At 72.6% G+C, this 15773-nt stretch carries 12 protein-coding genes and 1 riboswitch; of the genes, 4 read left to right on the top strand and 8 right to left on the bottom strand.

Annotated elements, in window-relative coordinates; all coding sequences use genetic code 11:
• The first annotated feature begins 56 nt into the window (after positions 1-56).
• The gene (locus ACH4UM_RS00120) at positions 57-452 is read left to right on the top strand and encodes a molybdopterin-binding protein (protein ID WP_398171917.1); all 396 of its coding nucleotides are present in this window, start codon (positions 57-59) and stop codon (positions 450-452) included.
• 72 nt (positions 453-524) lie between these two features.
• Here the strand turns inward: ACH4UM_RS00120 and ACH4UM_RS00115 are convergent, their stop codons facing one another.
• The 4 genes from ACH4UM_RS00115 to ACH4UM_RS00100 all read right to left on the bottom strand — a co-directional run bounded on the left by ACH4UM_RS00115 (position 525) and on the right by ACH4UM_RS00100 (position 8892).
• Positions 525-4661: a molybdopterin-dependent oxidoreductase gene (locus ACH4UM_RS00115; protein WP_398173528.1), complete on the bottom strand. Its 4137-nt coding sequence runs from the start codon at positions 4659-4661 to the stop codon at positions 525-527.
• 348 nt (positions 4662-5009) lie between these two features.
• A complete protein-coding gene (locus tag ACH4UM_RS00110) occupies positions 5010-6026 on the bottom strand; it encodes a cytochrome c oxidase assembly protein (protein WP_398171915.1) in 1017 nt (338 codons plus the stop codon).
• Between the two features lie 119 nt (positions 6027-6145).
• Positions 6146-7441, bottom strand: coding sequence for an NRAMP family divalent metal transporter (locus tag ACH4UM_RS00105; RefSeq protein WP_398171913.1), 1296 nt, complete (start codon positions 7439-7441; stop codon positions 6146-6148).
• Positions 7438-8892, bottom strand: a complete 1455-nt coding sequence (locus ACH4UM_RS00100; protein WP_398171911.1) for a magnesium transporter MgtE N-terminal domain-containing protein — start codon at positions 8890-8892, stop codon at positions 7438-7440. The genes ACH4UM_RS00105 and ACH4UM_RS00100 overlap by 4 nt, the downstream gene beginning before the upstream one ends.
• Before the next feature lie 226 nt (positions 8893-9118).
• A riboswitch (M-box (ykoK) riboswitch) is annotated at positions 9119-9293 on the bottom strand.
• A 440-nt stretch (positions 9294-9733) separates the two neighbouring features.
• Here ACH4UM_RS00100 and ACH4UM_RS00095 point away from each other — a divergent pair.
• Entirely contained in the window at positions 9734-10831 is a 1098-nt protein-coding gene (locus tag ACH4UM_RS00095; protein ID WP_398173526.1) for a CorA family divalent cation transporter, read from the top strand.
• A 160-nt stretch (positions 10832-10991) separates the two neighbouring features.
• Here the strand turns inward: ACH4UM_RS00095 and ACH4UM_RS00090 are convergent, their stop codons facing one another.
• Positions 10992-12383, bottom strand: a complete 1392-nt coding sequence (locus ACH4UM_RS00090) for an FAD-dependent oxidoreductase (protein ID WP_398171909.1) — start codon at positions 12381-12383, stop codon at positions 10992-10994.
• 197 nt (positions 12384-12580) lie between these two features.
• Here ACH4UM_RS00090 and ACH4UM_RS00085 point away from each other — a divergent pair, with 197 nt between their 5' ends.
• Positions 12581-12949 carry an ArsR/SmtB family transcription factor gene (locus ACH4UM_RS00085; RefSeq protein WP_398171907.1) on the top strand — a complete coding sequence of 123 codons (369 nt, stop codon included), beginning with the start codon at positions 12581-12583 and terminating at the stop codon, positions 12947-12949.
• Between the two features lie 81 nt (positions 12950-13030).
• Here ACH4UM_RS00085 and ACH4UM_RS00080 read toward each other — a convergent pair whose 3' ends face one another.
• Together ACH4UM_RS00080 and ACH4UM_RS00075 are read right to left on the bottom strand one after the other, a co-directional pair.
• Complete coding sequence (locus tag ACH4UM_RS00080; protein WP_398171905.1) at positions 13031-13849, bottom strand: aquaporin; 819 nt, start codon at positions 13847-13849, stop codon at positions 13031-13033.
• A 35-nt stretch (positions 13850-13884) separates the two neighbouring features.
• A complete protein-coding gene (locus ACH4UM_RS00075) occupies positions 13885-14199 on the bottom strand; it encodes an ArsR/SmtB family transcription factor (RefSeq protein WP_398171903.1) in 315 nt (104 codons plus the stop codon).
• 86 nt (positions 14200-14285) lie between these two features.
• On the opposite strand from ACH4UM_RS00075, the gene ACH4UM_RS00070 reads away from it, so the two are divergent.
• On the top strand, positions 14286-14705 hold the full coding sequence (locus tag ACH4UM_RS00070) for an arsenate reductase ArsC (RefSeq protein WP_398171901.1): 420 nt from the start codon (positions 14286-14288) through the stop codon (positions 14703-14705).
• Between the two features lie 151 nt (positions 14706-14856).
• Here the strand turns inward: ACH4UM_RS00070 and ACH4UM_RS00065 are convergent, their stop codons facing one another.
• Positions 14857-15735 carry a universal stress protein gene (locus ACH4UM_RS00065; RefSeq protein ID WP_398171899.1) on the bottom strand — a complete coding sequence of 293 codons (879 nt, stop codon included), beginning with the start codon at positions 15733-15735 and terminating at the stop codon, positions 14857-14859.
• Between the last annotated feature and the right edge of the window lie 38 nt (positions 15736-15773).

The raw sequence follows: 15773 nt of genomic DNA, 5'->3' as shown, positions 1-15773 counted from the left end.
TTTGCCGGGAGCGGGCGGGGGGTTCGTACGCAGACGACTGACCTATGTTGGCGCGCATGCAGTCATACACGATCGGCCAGGCGGCACGGCTGCTCGGAGTGAGTCCGGACACCGCGCGGCGGTGGGCGGACGCGGGCCGGGTGGCGACCCATCGCGACGAGGGCGGGAAGCGGCTCATCGACGGGAAGGACCTGGCCGACTTCTCCGTGGAGCTGGCCAGGGGCGGGGGCGGTGAGGAGGACACCTCCTGCACCTCGGTCCGCAACGCCTTCCCCGGCATCGTCACCGCGATCAAGCTCGGCGATATCGCCGCACAGGTGGAGATCCAGGCGGGTCCGCACCGTCTGGTGTCGCTGCTCACGCGGGAGGCCGTGGAGGAGCTGGGGCTGGAGGTGGGTATGGAGGCCACCGCCCGGGTGAAGTCGACGAACGTGCACATCGACCGCCTCTGAGCCGCACGGCGCGGGCCAGTGGCCCACTCCTGCAGGGCCGCAGCGGGGTCGGGCCCCCCTGCCCGGCCGTGGTCAGTACACGTCACGCACATAGCGCTTGTCGGTGGCGAGCTGTTTGACGTATGCGGCAGCCTCGGCCTCCTCCAGGCCGCCATGGACGGTGGCGATCTCCCGCAGGGCCCGGTCGACGTCCTTGGCCATGCGGGAGGCGTCGCCGCAGACGTAGAAGTGCGCACCGTCCCGGAGCCAGGACCACAGCAGCGGACCGTGTTCGCGCATCCGGTCCTGGACGTAGATCTTGGCGCGCTGGTCGCGGGAGAAGGCGGTGTCGAGCCGGGTGAGGGTGCCCCCGGCCAGGAACGCGGCCAGCTCCTCCTCGTAGTAGAAGTCGGTCGCCCGGTGCTGTTCCCCGAAGAACAGCCAGTTCGGGGCGCGGTGGCCGCGGGCCCGGCGTTCCTCCAGGAAGCCGATGAAGGGCGCGATACCCGTGCCGGGGCCCACCATCACCGTCGGCGTGGCGGGGTCGGCGGGCGGACGGAAGTGCGGCGCCCGCTGGACGCGGACCGGCACCGGGGTGCCGGGCTCGGCGTCGGCCAGGAAGGGGGAGCACACGCCCTGGCGGGGACGGCCGCCCAGGTTCTCGTAGCGGACGACGGAGACCGTCAGCGACACCAGGTGGGGGTCCGTCAGCGGGCTGGACGATATGGAGTACAGGCGGGGTTGCAGGCGCCCCAGCGCGTCGGCCCAATCCTGCGCCCCGGCCCGGATGCCGAACTCGGCGGCCACGTCTACGGCCTGGCGTCCCCAGGACCACTGCGCCAGCTCGCCCTTGTTGTCCGGCCGCAGCAGCTTGCGCAGCTCGCGCGGATCGTGGGCGCGGTCGGCGACGAAGCGCAGCAGGCCGGGAGTGATGCGGGTGATGTCCAGATGGCGCAGCAGGGCCTCGGCGAAGGGCACGCCTGCGACGCTCTTGACCTGAACGGTCGCGTCCGCGTCCAGGCCGGTGACGGCCAGCCACTCCGTCACGAGCTCCGGCCGGTTGACCGGGTGCACCGCCAGGGCGTCCCCGGCCTCGTAGACCAGCGGGGCATCGCCGTCCCGGGTGTCGAAGGTGAAGCGCCGGACCTCCTTGCCCGCGCCGGGCAGGCTGAGCAGGCGGTTGCCGGTGAGGCGGGCGGTGACGGCGGCGGGACGGCTCGGCCGGGGAGCCGCCGGGGCTGCGGGGGCCGGGGTGGGGGTCGGGGCGGAGGCCGGCTGCTCGGTGCTCTTCAACGCGGTGAGAACGTCGTCGAGCCAGGCTCCGGCCTCGATCTCGTAGTCCGGCTCGCAGTCGGTGCGCGGGGCCAGCCGTACCGCCTCCAGCTCCTCCATGCGCCGGTCGAGGCGGCGGCCGTGGCCGCAGAAGTCGTCGTAGGAGGAGTCACCGAAGGCCAGGACGGCGTAGCGCCTGCCCTCCAGGCGCGGGGCGTCGGGCGAGGCGAGGGCGTCCCAGAACCCGGCACCGTTGTCCGGGGCGTCGCCGTCACCGAAGGTGCTCGTGATCAGCAGCAGGTCGGCATCGGACGGCAGCGCGACGGGATCCGCCTCCGCCATGGGCAGCAGGGAGGCGGCGTGGCCGTCCGCGGTGAGCCGCTCCGCCGTGGTGGTCGCGAACTCCTCGGCGTTCCCGGTCTGCGACGCCCAGAGGATCACGACCCGGCGGCGAGGAGCGTGTGCGGACGGAGCGGACGACCGCGCGGAGCCGCCGGGGCCGTAGGCGGTGGAATGCCCCGACTCGGCCCTGGAGTACATCCCGGCCAGCACGCCGTTCACCCACAGACCGTGCTCCGGGCTGAACGGGGCGTCCGGCGGCAGTACCGGTACGCCCGGGGCGCCGGACGGGATGCCGGCGAGGAAGCCGGTCAGATACCGGCGTTCGTGTTCGGCGAGAACCGGCGGCGGCGCGGGTTCCAGCCCGAACGGAGCGGCAGCGGACGCGGCGGGAAGGACGGCGGGCGGCGGAGGGACCGCCGTGCCCACGGCGAACGCCGTGCCCACTGCCGACGCCGGCACCGTGGCCTGTGCGCCCGCCGGTGCCGGCCCCGTGGCCTGTGCGCGCGCCGGTGCCGGAGCCTGCACCGTCACCGGGGTGGCCACCTTGGCCAGCGACACCGCGCACACCTTGAACTCGGGCTGGAACGACAGCGGGTCCACGGCGTCGCTGGTCACCGCGTTGACGCTCAGGTACTCCCCGAACAGGTCGTTCCAGTGGAACGGTGCGAAACAGCAGCCCGGCCGCACCCGGTCGGTGACGACCGCGGGCAGCACGGCCCGCCCCCGGCGCGAGGCGACCTCCACCGAGTCCCCCTCGGCAAGACCCAGCTCGGCCGCGTCCCGCGGGTGCACCTCCACGAAGGGACCGGGGTTGAGCTTGTTCAGCTTGGCCACCCTGGCCGTCCTGGTCAGCGTGTGCCACTGGTGCTGGAGCCGGCCGGTGTTGAGCACGTACGGGTAGTCGTCGTCGGGCATCTCCGCCGCCGGTATGTGCGGGCGGGCGTGGAAGACCGCACGTCCGCTCCCGGTCGGGAAGACCGGCGAGCCGTCCTCACCGACGTACCGGATCGGATTGCGGTCGGCCCCGTCCGCAGTCGCCGCCGGCCACTGCACCGGGGTGGTACGCAGCCGCTCGTAGCTCACACCGCGCAGGTCCCAGCCGGTCGCCGGGTTCCAGGCGCGCTTGATCTCCTCGAAGATCTCCTCGGCGCTGTCGTACGCGAAGCCCTTCTCAAAGCCCATCGCGCGGGCCACGGCGGCGATGATGCGCCAGTCCGCCATCGCCTCGCCGGGCGGATCGGCGGCCGGCTGGGCGAGGGTGAGGTTGCGCTCACTGTTGATCAGGACGCCCTCGGTCTCGGTCCACAGCGCGCCGGGCAGCACGACATCGGCGTACGCGTTCGTCTCCGTCTCGGCGAACACGTCCTGCGTGACCACGAACTCGGCTGCCTCCAGGCCCTCGATGACCGTCCTGCGGTTCGCGACGGAGGCGACCGGGTTGGTGCAGATGATCCAGCACGCCCTGATCTCCCCGTCGGCCATCTTCCGGAACATCTCGACCGTGCCCTTGCCGACGCCGTCGGCACGCAGGGCACCCGGCTCCAGCTCCCACAGCTCCTCGACGAAGGCCCGGTCGGCGTCGACGAGCACGGACCGCTGCCCGGGCAGCCCCGGCCCCATGTAGCCCATCTCCCGGCCGCCCATCGCATTGGGTTGCCCGGTGAGGGAGAAGGGCCCGCTGCCGGGGCGGCAGATCGCGCCGGTGGCGAGGTGCAGGTTGACCAGGGCGTTGGTGTTCCAGGTGCCGTGCGTGGACTGGTTCAGGCCCATCGTCCAGCAGCTCGTCCACTCCCCCGCCTCACCGATCAGCCGCGCCGCCTCCCGGATGCCGTCCTCCGGGAGGCCGGTGATCTCCGCGACGGTGGCGGGCGGGTAGTCGGCGAGGAAAGCGGGCATCGCCTCCCAGCCCTCGGTGTGCGCGGCGATGAACTCGGCGTCGGTGTGGCCGTTCGCGTGCAGCAGGTGCAGCAGCCCGTTGAGCAACGCAAGGTCCGTGCCCGGCTTGATCTGCAGGAACAGGTCGGCCTTGTCGGCGGTGGCGGTGCGCCGCGGATCGACGACGATCAGCCTGGCGCCCGCCGACTTCACCCGGTCCATCATCCGCAGGAAGAGGATGGGATGGCAGTCGGCCATGTTGGAGCCGATGACGAAGAAGACGTCGGCCCGGTCGAAGTCCTGGTACGAGCCGGGGGGCCCGTCCGCGCCCAGCGACAGCTTGTAACCGGTGCCGGCACCGGCCATGCACAGCCGGGAGTTCGACTCGATCCGGTTGGTCCGGATGAAGCCCTTGGCCAGCTTGTTCGCCAGGTACTGCGCCTCCAGGCTCATCTGCCCGGAGACATAGAGGGCGACCGAGTCGGGGCCGTGCTCGTCGACGATCGCGCGCAGGCGCCGGGCGGTCTCGGCGACGGCCGCCGCCACGGACGCGGGCTGCGGCTCCTCGCCTCGGTCCGGCCGGACGAGCGCGGTCGTCAGCCGCCCCGGGGCGGCGAGCATGTCCGCGGTGGTCGCGCCCTTGGTGCACAGCCGGCCGAAGCTCGCCGGGTGCTCCCTGTCCCCGGTCGCCTTCAGGACCGTACGCAGCCCGTCCGGGCCCCTGCCGACGTCGAGGACCATGCCGCAGCCCACCCCGCAGTACGAGCAGACCGTCCGGACCTTCGTCGTGCCCTCACTCCGCGAGCCCGGCGCGGCCACGGGCGCCTCCCTTGCTGTGCTCGGTCCGATCTCACCCCTCGTGACCGTACGAACCGCTCATTACACGGGTGTCTCCGCGCCCGATCACCAGGGGTTAAGCCCACCGCACAGGGCCTGGCAGGCGTGTGTGAGCGTTGAACGGCAGGTGCGGCTGGAACGCGGCCACGGCTGCGCTGGTGACCGCTCGCCCCTGGCCTGGACAGCGCCCGGCCCGGGGCCTGGGCACACAGCCTGCCGGCGCCTCCTTCGCCCCTTGTTCCCGGGTGCGGGTCAGTCGTTCCCCCGCTGGCGCCGGATCCTGGCGGCCACATCGCTCTGTTCCGTCTCCCACCAGGGACGTACCCGTTCGGGGGACGGTGTCCGGCCGTGATCCGCCGCGGTCACGGGGACGGCGGCGAGTTCCGCGTCCAGACGGCGGTCCAGCGCCGCGGTCTGGTCCCGCTCGGCACGCGCCCACTGGAAGAGGATCGCCAGCAGGAAGGGCAGCGCGACCAGTTCGGCGATGCCGAGCATCGCGCCACCGCCGATCTGCTGGTCGTGCTGGACGTCCGGCGACCAGGACGGCGCGTGGCGCAGATACCAGGCACCCGCGATCAGCGTGCCGTGCGTCATGACGACGACGCCCGGGACCGCGTCGACGATGCCGTCCAGGAACACCAGCGCCGCCCGCACCGGATGCGTGCACCAGGACGGCAGCGCCTCTTCGTGAGTCAGCACCGGTACGACGAACAGGCAGCCAGCCGCCAGCAGGTGCAGATACATCAGCTCGTGCACCCAGCCCACGCGCAGGGCGGTCGCGAAGTACGGGGTGAAGTAGACCGTCAGCTCGGTGCCCAGCACCAGGGCCGTACTGACCAAGGGGAACGTCAGCGTGCGCACCACCCGGCCCGTCACCACCCGCCGGACCCGCGCCGCGGCCCCCTCCGGCAGCGCCTCGACGGCCAGGCGCAGCGGGTCGCCGAGGGCCAGGCCCAGGGGCGCGACCAGGTCGAGCAGGATGTTCTGCACGGCGGCCGGCCAGAACAGCACGTGGTCGTACACGGCGAGCCCGGACATCGTGGCCACCACCAGCCCCCCGAGCCCGATCAGTACGAAGGCGGCGGCACGGGCGGGCGGCCAGGGTTCGCCGCGCCCACGCAGCCGGGCCACGCCCCAGCCGTAGAGGGCTCCCAGGACAACGACCAGCAGCAGCACGGGGACGTCCAGCTGCCACGAGGACAGCAGCCGCCCGGAGGTCAGCTCCGCGAGCTGCCCCGCCGATCGATCGGTCACCGCGTGACCAGCCATGCGAATCGCCCTCCTTCGGACCTCATGGGACGAGTCGCCTCGGCTCCACAGCGGGACGGTAGTCCCCCAGTGGCCCCGGACCGCGCAGCGGGCGTCCCACGGTGCGCCGGATCCCAGGGTCACGCCAGGCCGAACCAGCCGAGCACCGTCTGGACGAGCAGGATGGTGGACATGCCGGCGACGCCGACGACCACGGCGGTGGCGACGATGCGGTAGCGCGGTCCGTTGGCGGCATCGCCGAGGACCGAGCGGCGGTTGGTCAGGACCAGCAGGTAGACCAGGACGATCGGGCTGATCAGGCCCTGCAGGACCTGGGTGCCGATCAGCAGCTGGATGACGTCGACCGGGGTCATCGCCACGGTGGCGCCCAGCACGATCTGGGCGGTGAACAGGCCCAGGAACAGCGGGGCGTCGCGGAAGCTGCGGGAGACGGAGCGTTCCACACCGGCGGCCTCTCCTATGGCGTAGCTCGCGGAGAGCGGAACCACGGCGCCGGCCAGGGCGGAAGCGCCGATCAGGCCGAGGGCGAAGAGGAGTTCGGCGTTCTGTCCGGCGACCGGCTTGAGGGCCTCGGCCGCCTGGGCCGCGGAGTCCAGCGGGCCGCTGCCGCCGATGGCGGAGGCGGTGGCGATGATGATGGTCAGGCTGATGACGCAGGCGAAGACCGCGCCGAGGATCGCGTCGGCGCGGATGAGCGGGTAGTCGGCGGGCTTGGCGCCCCGGTCGACGACGCCTGCGGCCGCGTAGAACTGCATGTACGGGCTGACCGTCGTACCGATCAACGCGACCGCCAGCAGAATGAAGCTCTTGCTCGGCTCGACGTGCGGGACGGCCAGGTGGTGGCCGACGGCGCCCCAGTCCGGGTGGCCGAGGATCATCGCGACGGGGTACGCGAAGAACGCCAGGGACATGATGAGGAAGATGCGTTCGGCCCAGTGGTAGGAGCCGAACAGCACCAGCGCCCACAGCAGGATCGCGGCCGGCGGGATGACCGCCCACTTGGGTACGCCGAGCAGTTCGAACGCGGCGCCGATGCCCGCGAACTCCGAGACGACCAGCCCCGTGTTGGCCAGCAGGAGGCAGAAGACGGCCAGCGCGGTCAGGCGCAGGCTGAACTGCTCGCGGATCAGGGCGCCCAGGCCCTTGCCGGTGTGGGCGCCGAGGCGGACGGCCATCTCCTGCACCATCACCAGGGCGATGGTCACCAGCACCATGAAGAACAACGTGCCGTAGGTGAACTGGGAACCGGCCGAGGCGTAGGTGGCGATGCCGGCCGCGTCGTTGCCGGCGTTCGCCGCCACCAGTCCGGGGCCGGCGATCGCCGCGACCATGGTGATGCGCCGCCAGCCGGTACGGCGCACCGGCGCCGCGGCAGGGGCGGTGGGCACGGCGGTGGCGTCCAGGTCGCGGGTCACAGCAGGAACCTCCGGAAGTGCAGGCGCCCGCGTTCGGGCAGCATCGCATCGAGCAGGTCGTCGGCCAGGATCCGGCCGATCGGGCGGCCGGTGCCGTCGACCACCAGCAGCGAGGAGGCGCGGGCGGCGACCAGTTGGTCGGCGGCCTCGTCCAGCGGGGTGTCGGGGCGGACGGTGACGGGCGGGCCGAACTGGGCCAGCCAGGCCATCAGGTCGGCCACGGGCGTCGTGTCCTCGGCCACCGCCAGGTCGAACAGCGCGATGTCGCACAGCAGCCGGTCGTGGTCGTCCACGACGGCGACGGCGTCGATCTCGGTGCGGTGCTCGGCCTGTTCGGCAAGCCGGGCCCGCACCGCGGCGACGGTCTCGTCCCGGTGCGCGGTGACCAGCAGGGTGGTCATGGCGCCGCCCGCGGTGCCTTCCCGGTGGGTCAGCAGCCGTCGCAGTTCCGCCGCTTCGCCGGTCGGCATACGGCGCAGCAGGTTCTCGCGCTCCTCCGGGGTGAGGTCGCGGAGGGCGTCGGTGGCCTCGTCCGGTTCCATCTCGTCGACCAGCCGGGCGGCGTGGTCGGGAGCCGCCTCGCGAAGGAGGTTCTCCAGTTCGGCCGGTTCCATCTCCTCCAGGGCGTCGGCGGCCTGCTCCGGCTCGAGCCAGCCGAGCAGCTGTTGCCGCTCGCTGCGGCCGAGGTCCTCGAGGATGTCGGCGAGATCGGCCGGGCGCAGACGGTGCAGCGCGGTCCGCGATGCGCGCAGCCGTACCTCGGGCGGTCCGTCGGTGGCCTGCTCGGCGAACGGGGCGACGGCCTGCCAGTCCAGCACCCGCTCCGGGGTCGGGCGGGCCTGCCAGCGGCGGGGGCCGAGCCGCCGCAGGAGGGTGGGGAGCGATACGTCCACGCCGACCAGCACCACCCGGTCCACCAGTGGCGCCAGGTAGAGGTCGGCGGCGCGGGTGACCTGGACGCCGTCGACGTCGACGAGTTGGTGGTCGAGGACGTCGCGGGCCAGCAGGACCTCGCCGGGGCGACGGGCGAAGTCGCGCAGGTCCACCCGGGCGGTACGCAGCCGCACGTGCCCGGCGTGCACCTTGCTGACGGCGTCGGCGGCCAGGAATGTGCGCCGTCGCCCGATGCGCAGGATCAGCCCGGTGACCGGCGGATACGGATCCGGCCCGTACAGGCGGGCGACGACGTCGACGACGCGGCCGACCTCCTCGCCGGCCTGGTTGGTGACCGGTCCCCCGATCAGTCCGGCCAGCGAGACGAGCGAGGTGCGGACCGCCCTGGAGGCGGTGGCGCGGCGCTCCAGGGTGACCCGGCGGTCGCGCAGACGGGCCGAGGTGGACATGAGCAGAGTGTTGACGGACAAGGTGAACACCCCCTTGCCCCGGCGTGACGGGGCACCGGGCGGCCACGGCAGCGCCTTCTCCCCCGCCGACGGCAGCACGGCAGACATCGGCCCGCCGCACCCGGGCGGGCCCACGACGGGGCCGGCCGGATCAGGTCGGGTCAGTCAGGTCAGCGGGAGAGGAGGGGCTGCCCCGGGCCGCGGAAGGACGGCGAGGACAACATGGGAAGGGGCCGACTATGACCCGGACTACTGTCCAATTTCGCCTCCTCCCGATCCCGGCCGCGCTCGCGACGCCACGGCCATACGGCAAGGGGCAACCGGGCGGAGGCCCGGCGCACCCCAACTCGTCAGAGCTTTGGCACTCCACGGCGTGTCCCCGTGCGTACGGGGAAGCCACTTGGGGTCACCCCTTGGGCCGGGGAGACCTGTCCTGATCCGGAGCGTCTCTCGACGGGTGGGATCAGTGGCCTGTGTCCGTGAAGACGCCTCACCGAACGAGGTGTCACATCAAAACCGCGTCAACGATACGCCCTCGCCGGACCGCCCCTGCAATCCATGACCGGCCCTTGACCTCGCGTGCACGGGACCGTGACCGCCTCCGCCTCGCCGGCGGACAGGGCGCGGTCGCGGCGGACGGAGGACCACGTACGTGCGCCGCGTCGGCGTTGTCGCCGCGCTGATCGCCGTACCCGTCGCCGTCGCCGGCATCCACGGCATCCACGGCATCCACGGCATCCACGGCGTCCACGGCATGAACCTCGGGCCCTGCCCGAACTGCGCCGGCTCCTCGGCCACCCGTTGTTGCTCATCGTTGCTCATCGCAACCGCCACCCTGGTCCCCTCGTCTTCCGCCAAGAGCGCCGGCGGTGGCCGCCAGGACAGTGCTTCACCGTCGCCTGGCACACTGTCCGGACCCGGATCCGGACCCGGCGAAGGAGATTCCCGCATGTCGATGGTCGGCAACCTGCGCAAAGTGGCCCGCCTGACGCGGCGGAGCCGCCACCGCGTGGACCTCAGCCACCCGGCCCGCTCCCCGCTCGGCTCCGCGGTGGTCAACTGCGTGGTCTACCGCGACGGCGTCCGGCAGCCGGTCACGGACACGGTCGAGGAAGCCGTCCGGCAGGTGCGCAAACACGGCCACGACTTCGTGTGGCTGGGTCTGCACGAGCCGACCGAGACGGAGTTCTCCCGGGTCGCCGAGCTGTTCGACCTGCACCCTCTCGCCGTCGAGGACGCGGTCCAGGCCCACCAGCGGCCCAAGCTGGAGAGCTACGGCGACATCCTCTTCACCGTCTTCAAGACCGTCACGTACGTCGAACACGAGCAGCTCACCGCCACCAGCGAGGTCGTCGACACCGGCGAGATCATGGTTTTCACCGGCCCCGACTTCGTCGTCACCGTGCGCCACGGCCGCCACGGCTCCCTCGGCCCCCTGCGCGAGGACCTGGAGGCCCACCCGGAGCAGCTGGTCAAGGGCCCCTCGGCGGTGCTGCACGCCATCGCCGACCACGTCGTCGACGACTACCTTGCCGTCACCGACGCGGTACAGGACGACCTCGACGAGGTGGAGACCGAGGTCTTCTCGCCTCAGAGCTCCAAGACCGCGGACGCCGGCCGCATCTACCAGCTCAAGCGCGAGGTCCTGGAACTGAAGCGGGCCGTGATCCCACTCGGCCGCCCCCTGGAGACGCTCTCCACGACGCCGCTGCGATCCGTCGACCCCGAGATACGTGCCTACTTCCGCGACGTGGCCGACCATCTGGCCCGCGTCACCGAGCAGATCACCTCCTTCGCCAGCCTGCTCGACTCGATCCTCCAGGCCCACCTCGCACAGGTCGCCGTGGCCCAGAACGACGACGCCCGCAAGATCACCGCCTGGGCGGCGATCGTCGCCGTGCCCACCATGGTGTGCGGCGTGTACGGCATGAACTTCGACCACATGCCGGAACTGCACTGGCGCTTCGGCTACCCCCTCGTCCTCGGCGTCATCGCCACCGCCTGCTTCCTCGTCCACCGCGGCTTCAAGCGCAACGGGTGGTTGTGACACCCGGCTCCCTCACGCAGGCCGTGCCGACCGGCCGCGTGTCCCGGCGGCCGTGTCGCACAGCTGCAGGTCCCGTGCGGCCCTCGCTCGCGTCCAGGCCGGGGCGCGCAGGGCGAGTCGTGCACGGGACACGGTCAATCCCCCTGGGCGGGCGTGGCGTTCAGCAGCCGCCGGAGGCCGCCGGGGCGCCGATGCCGATCCGGAGGGTGGCCGGGGCACCGCAGCAGCCTCCGCCCTCGCCGTCCCCGACGCCCTGGGCGGCGCCGGGGTCGTCGAAGAGACCCGCGCCACCGCACACACCGGTCTCGGGCAGGGTCAGCTCGACGCGCTCGGCCGCCTCGCGGTCCCCGGCGATCGCGGCGGCGACGGAGCGGACCTGCTCGTAGCCGGTCATCGCGAGGAAGGTGGGCGCGCGACCGTAGGACTTCATGCCGACCAGGTAGACGTCCTGCTCCGGGTGGGAGAGCTCGGTGACGCCGTGCGGGTGGACCGTGCCGCAGGAGTGGACGTTCGGGTCGATCAGCGGGGCGAGGGCGGCCGGCGCCTGGAGGCGGTCGTCGAGGCCGAGGCGGATCTCGGAGAGGAAGGACAGGTCGGGCCGGAAGCCGGTGAGGACGATGACCTCGTCGACCGGGTCGAGGCGGCGTCCGTCCTCGGCCACCAGGATCGGGCGACCGTCGGCGTCCCGCCCGATGGCCTCGGTGCGGAAGCCGGTGACCGCGCTCGCGTATCCGTTCTCCACAGCGGCCTTGGCACGCAGGCCCAGGGCGCCGCGGGCGGGGAGCTGGTCGGCCTCGCCGCCTCCGTAGGTGGAACCGGTGATGCCGCGGCGCAGGACCCACACGGTGTGGGTCCCGTCCACCTCCTCGGCAAGACCGGCGAGGAGCGCGAGGGCGGTGAAGGCGGAGGCGCCCGAGCCGACGACGGCGGTGCGCCTGCCCGCGTAACGGGCGCGTACGACCGGGTCGCCGAGGTCGGGGACGCGGTAGGAGACGCGGTCGGCGGCCCCCTTTTCGCCGAGGGCGAGCAGGCCGTCGGCGCCCATCGGGCCGGGGGTGGACCAGGTGCCGGAGGCGTCGATGACGGCGCGGGCGGTGATCCGCTCCTCCTCGCCGCCGGCGAGGAGGATGTGCACGGTGAAGGGCTGCTCGTCGCGGCCGGAGTCGACGATGCGGTCGCGTCCGGCCCGGGCGACGCCGGTCACCGTGGCGCCGTAGCGGACCTTGTCGCCGAGGGCGTCGGCGAGCGGCTGCAGATACTCCTCGGCCCAGTCCGCGCCGGTCGGGTAGGTGGCGCCGTCGGGGCGGGTCCAGCCCGTCGGGGCCAGCAGCTTCTCGGCGGCGGGGGCGGTGACCTCGGCCCAGGGGGAGAACAGCCGCACGTGCGACCAGTCGCGCACGGCGGTGCCGGCGGAGGGTCCGGCTTCCAGAACCAGCGGTTCGAGTCCGCGCTCGACGAGGTGGGCGGCGGCGGCCAGGCCGACGGGGCCGGCTCCGATGACCACGACGGGCAGCTGGGCGGCGGTGGACACGCTGTCGATGGGCACAGCCACGGGATTCCCCTTTGTTTCGACATTTGTCGATGCCTTGCGGTGGCCAGCATGACATTTGATTCGACAGGCGTCAACATAGACATTCATCGAATCTGCGCTGGGCTGATGGCCGAGGTCCGGCCACGCCCGATGGCCCGGTGACGGAGCAGCGCCGCCACCCCTCGCCCACTTGGTTCGACATGTGTCAACATAGACGCATGCCGAACACGACGGCGCTGCCGCTGCTGGACCCCGGGGGCCCCGACGCCGTGCTGCCCTGCTGCCCGCCACTCACCGAACGGCCGTTGACCGCCGGGGAGGCCGAGAGGACGGCCCGGATGTTCAAGGCGCTGGGCGACCCGGTGCGGCTGCGGCTGTTCTCCGCGGTGGCCTCGCACGAGGGCGGCGAGGCCTGTGTGTGCGACATCTCCGACGTCGGCGTCTCCCAGCCGACCGTCTCCCACCACCTGAAGAAGCTCAAGGAGGCCGGCCTGCTCACCTCCGAGCGACGCGGCACCTGGGTCTACTACCGGGTCGAGCCGTCCGTGGTCGCCGCGATGGGCCGGATGCTCGGCACCCCGGGCTGAACCGGCCGAACGTGGCGAACGCACCGCCCGGTCGCCGCGCCCGCTCACCGCACCCCGGTCGAAGGCCCTTGGACACGTATGTCACGCGGCGGCCCTCCGGCCGGGCATGAAGATGAGCGCCACCAGCGCCAGCCCGACCACCGTACCGACGAGCTGCATGCCGATGAAGGCCGCGACCGAGCCGGGCGCGATGCCCGCGAAGGTGTCGGTGAAGGCGCGGCCGATGGTCACCGCCGGGTTGGCGAAGGACGTGGAGGAGGTGAACCAGTACGCGGCGCCGATGTACGAGGCGACCGCCACGGGCGCCAGGCGCAGGCGGTCGGTGCGGGCCAGGCCGAAGATCAGCAGGATCAGGCCGGCCGTGGCGACGACCTCGCCCAGGAGCAGGTGCCCGGCCGAGCGGTCGTGGGTGGACCACTTCACCAGCGGTTCGCCGAACATCGCGTCGGCCAGTACGGCGCCCGCGATCGCGCCCACGGTCTGCGCGGGGACGTAGACGGCCGCCTCGCGCAGGGTGACGCCCGGGCCTCCACGGCGGGCGGTCCACCACTCGGCGAGTGTGACGGCGGGGTTGAAGTGCGCGCCGGAGACCGGGCCGAGCAGGGCGATCAGCACGCCCAGGCCGAAGACGGTGGCCGTGGAGTCGGCGAGCAGCTGCAGGCCGACGTCCTTCGTCAGCCCGGTGGCCTGGATGCCGGAGCCGACCACGACCGCGACCAGCGCGGCCGTGCCGACCAGCTCGGCAGCCGCCCTCGCGGCCAGTGGACGGCCCTGGGGCGGCGTGGCACCGGGGGCAGGCCGCGGCTCGGCGGCGGGGGCCGGGGCGGACTCCCCTGCCCCGTCATGCCCGGTGGCCCGGGCTGGCTCGGTGGGCTCGGTGGTGGCCTCGGTGGCGGTCAACAGGACTCCTCGGTGCAGTCGCCGGGGGGCGGGGATCAGGGGCAGGACCGCTTGACGTTGTTCTCGGCGGTGGCGCGCGCGGTCTCCGCCAGGTCGGCGAACCGGCCCGCGAGGGATGCGATGACGTCGGGTCTGAGCCGGTAGTAGGTGAACCGGCCGCACGGCTCCGTCTCCACGATCCCGGCCTCGCGCAGCACCTTCAGATGGTTGGAGAGGTTGGTCTGCCTGGCTCCCGTCTCCCCGATCAGGTGCGTGGTGCAGAGCGTCTCCTCGGCCAGGAGGGTGACGATCCGGAGGCGGAGCGGGTCGGCCAGAACCCGCAAGAGATCAGCGTCGACTGACGTCAGCATCTGCTGATACTGTCACATCACTCCAGACTGATACCAGCCTGGGCTGACTCTTGGGCTCTCTCGATCCGCTTGCGAAGGAAGAACCGATGTCCTCCAGCCCGCTCGCCTCCGTGCTGTTCGTCTGCGTCCACAACGCCGGCCGCTCGCAGATGGCCGCCGGATTCCTCGGCCACCTCGCGGGCGACCGGATCGAGGTCCGCTCCGCCGGCTCCGTCCCGGGCGACCGGGTCAACCCGTCCGCGGTCGAGGCCATGAGGGAGGTCGGCATCGACATCTCCGACGCCAGGCCGAAGGTCCTGACCACCGAGGCCGTCCAGGCGTCCGACTACGTCATCACCATGGGCTGCGGCGACGCCTGCCCGGTCTTCCCCGGCAGGAAGTACCTCGACTGGGCCCTGGAGGACCCGGCGGGCAAGGGTGTCGAGGCGGTCCGCCCGATCCGCGACGGGATCAGGACCCGCGTCGAGGCCCTGATCGCCGAGATCGACGCCCGGCGGGAGGCGTGAGGCTTGACGGTCGACGCCCGGCGGGAGGCGGCAGGCGGCAGGCGGCAGGCGGCAGGCGTGAGGCTTGACGGTCGACGCCCAGCGGCAGGCGTGAGGATTCACGCCCGGCGGCAGGCGTGACGATCGGCACCCAGCAGGAGGCGTGACCCGGTCACTCCCTCCCGCGGACCACGGCGACGGGGCAGTGCGCATGGTGCAGCAGGGCCTGGCTGACGGAGCCGAGCAGCAGCCCCGTGAAGCCGCCGCGTCCGCGCGCCCCCGCCACGACCAACTGGGCGTCCTGACTGGCCTCGACAAGCGCCGGGCGGACCCGGGAGCGCACCAGGCGCCGCTCGACGGCGACCTGCGGACAGCGCTTCTGCCACTCCGACAGCGTCTCGTCCAGCAGCCGCTGCTCCTCCTCTCGGAGCCGTTCGACGTCGACCACCACGTTCAGGGGGTCGCCCGGCCCCTGGTGGTCCCGCTCGCTCCAGGTGTTCCACACGTGCAGTGCCAGCAGGTCCGCGCCACGCAGCAACGCCTCGGCGAAGGCGAACTCGACGGCCGCCGCCCCCGCCGGGGAGCCGTCAACCGCCAGCAGCACCGGACCGGCCGGGTCCGGCCTGCCGCGGATCACCAGCACCGGGCAGTGACCGTGAGCGGCCAGGTGCACGGCGGTGGAACCGAGCAGCAGGCTGCCGAACGCGCTCAGTCCACGGCTGCCGACCACGACGAGCGAGGCGGTGCGCGACTCGATCTCCAGCACCATCAGCGGCTCACCGACGGTCACCTCGCGGGTGATCTCCGTGTGCGGAGCGACCTCGCGCGCTCGCTGTTCTGCCTTGCCCAGCGTGCTGTCCACCACCTCGCGCAGCCCCGCCGCGGCCGGGTTCCACGGGGGCCCGCCAGGCGGAAGGTGGATCGACGGCCACCCGAAGGCGTGCACCAGCCGCAGCCCGGTCCCGCACAGTGCGGCCTCCCGCGCCCCGGCCTCCACCGCGTCCAGGCTGGACGGCGAGCCGTCCACTCCCACGACGACCGGTTTCGCCATGCTGCACCTCCCAGGGCGGCGCCCGCTGCCAGTCCGTC

Source organism: Streptomyces sp. NPDC020801 (assembly GCF_044334385.1).
Taxonomy (GTDB): domain Bacteria; phylum Actinomycetota; class Actinomycetes; order Streptomycetales; family Streptomycetaceae; genus Streptomyces.
Note: the sequence above shows the minus strand (reverse complement) of the source record. Positions and strands in the feature narration are given on the sequence as shown.

Coding starts and splice junctions, on each gene's coding strand:
- ACH4UM_RS00120 (WP_398171917.1), top strand. CDS start 57: ATGCAGTCATACACGATCGGCCAGGCGGCACGGCTGCTCGGAGTGAGT.
- ACH4UM_RS00115 (WP_398173528.1), bottom strand. CDS start 4,661: ATGGTCCTCGACGTCGGCAGGGGCCCGGACGGGCTGCGTACGGTCCTG.
- ACH4UM_RS00110 (WP_398171915.1), bottom strand. CDS start 6,026: ATGGCTGGTCACGCGGTGACCGATCGATCGGCGGGGCAGCTCGCGGAG.
- ACH4UM_RS00100 (WP_398171911.1), bottom strand. CDS start 8,892: ATGTCTGCCGTGCTGCCGTCGGCGGGGGAGAAGGCGCTGCCGTGGCCG.
- ACH4UM_RS00095 (WP_398173526.1), top strand. CDS start 9,734: ATGTCGATGGTCGGCAACCTGCGCAAAGTGGCCCGCCTGACGCGGCGG.
- ACH4UM_RS00085 (WP_398171907.1), top strand. CDS start 12,581: ATGCCGAACACGACGGCGCTGCCGCTGCTGGACCCCGGGGGCCCCGAC.
- ACH4UM_RS00075 (WP_398171903.1), bottom strand. CDS start 14,199: ATGCTGACGTCAGTCGACGCTGATCTCTTGCGGGTTCTGGCCGACCCG.
- ACH4UM_RS00070 (WP_398171901.1), top strand. CDS start 14,286: ATGTCCTCCAGCCCGCTCGCCTCCGTGCTGTTCGTCTGCGTCCACAAC.
- ACH4UM_RS00065 (WP_398171899.1), bottom strand. CDS start 15,735: ATGGCGAAACCGGTCGTCGTGGGAGTGGACGGCTCGCCGTCCAGCCTG.